General features: G+C 57.6%; 1 protein-coding gene. It reads right to left on the bottom strand.

Features of this window, described 5'->3' with window-relative positions; all coding sequences use genetic code 11:
- Positions 1-7 precede the first annotated feature (7 nt).
- Positions 8-1,137 (bottom strand): IS630 family transposase gene (locus tag WDJ60_RS18780; protein WP_340102321.1). Its coding sequence is split into 2 segments (ribosomal slippage): positions 8-705 and positions 705-1,137, totalling 1,131 coding nucleotides; the frame shifts between segments, so codons are not numbered across the junction.
- Positions 1,138-1,161 lie beyond the last annotated feature (24 nt).

The following is a 1,161-nucleotide window of genomic DNA, read 5'->3' as shown; positions in this document are numbered from 1 at the left end:
TGCGGCTTCAATCGTGATTTGCTGGATATAGCTGGCGGAGTTTGATGCGAGCGTCATCGGCCGTGAACTGCCACTCAATCTCGGATTCGTCCTCGTTTCGGGTGCGTTCCCACGCAGCGACCTCCGTCCGGAGTGTCGCTGCGTCAGGAATGCGGCGGTCAAGACACTCCGTCCACAGGGCGCTGAACTCGATTTCCGCCATGTTCAGCCAACTGCCGTGTTCTGGCGTGAAGTGAAATTCGAGCTTACTGAGCAACCGACGGGCTTCTGCTGGCGGGAGATGTTCGTAGAAGGCGTACCGTTGGTGCGTGTTCAGATTATCCATTACCACCCGGATGCACTCCGCATCCGGGTAGTGATCATCCACCAACGACTGCATCTGAGCGACGAATTCCTGTTTACGTCGTCGCTCGGTTACCTCGACGTGTCGCCAGCCAGTCAACGGTTCGCTTACCACGAAGAGGTTGCGTGTGCCATTCCGTTCGTAGGTGTAGTCGTACCGAGCGACCGCTCCCGGGCGGGCCGGGAGCGGGTCGCGGACTTCCTTGTGCAGTTCCTTGTTGGACTCGTCAAAACAAACGACTGGACGGTTTTCGTCGTAGGGTTCGTGGTAGAGATCAAGAACGTCCTCCATCTTGCAGACGAAGGCAGCGCTGTTCTCGGGCGTAATCACCCAAGATTTGGATCGGTGAGGGTGGAGTTGTGTTTTTTTAGGATCTGTCGCACGGTTTCGTGAGAGATCGACTCAACGTCGATCTCGGAGAGAGCGACGAAGTGGTCTGCAAGAAGATGGAGCGACCAGCGAGAACGTCCTTCTGGCGGATCGCTGCACGCCAAGGCGATGAGGTGGGCTTCCTCACGTCCGTCGAGTTTTCGCTCGTAGACGCGGTCGGCCTTGCGGCGAGTGATCGCCGCGAGGCCGTCTTCAGTGTAGCGTTTACGGATGCGACCGACTGTCCCGGGATGACAGCCGACGGCTTCACTGACCTCCGGGTCAGTCAAGCCGTCATCGGCGTGCAAGAGACACCGTGCACGCGTGAGTTCCCGCGTCTTGTATGTGCCAGCCGAAAGCATCGCGTTCAGTTCCGCTCGTTCATCGGCAGACAGATCGACAGAGTACTGTTGAGTTCGTGGCATGGTCTACTTCAGAAGATTTCTGAA

This window comes from Salinibaculum salinum (genome assembly GCF_037645885.1).
Taxonomy (GTDB): Archaea; Halobacteriota; Halobacteria; order Halobacteriales; family Haloarculaceae; genus Salinibaculum; species Salinibaculum salinum.
This window is presented reverse-complemented; position numbering and strand designations above follow the sequence as displayed.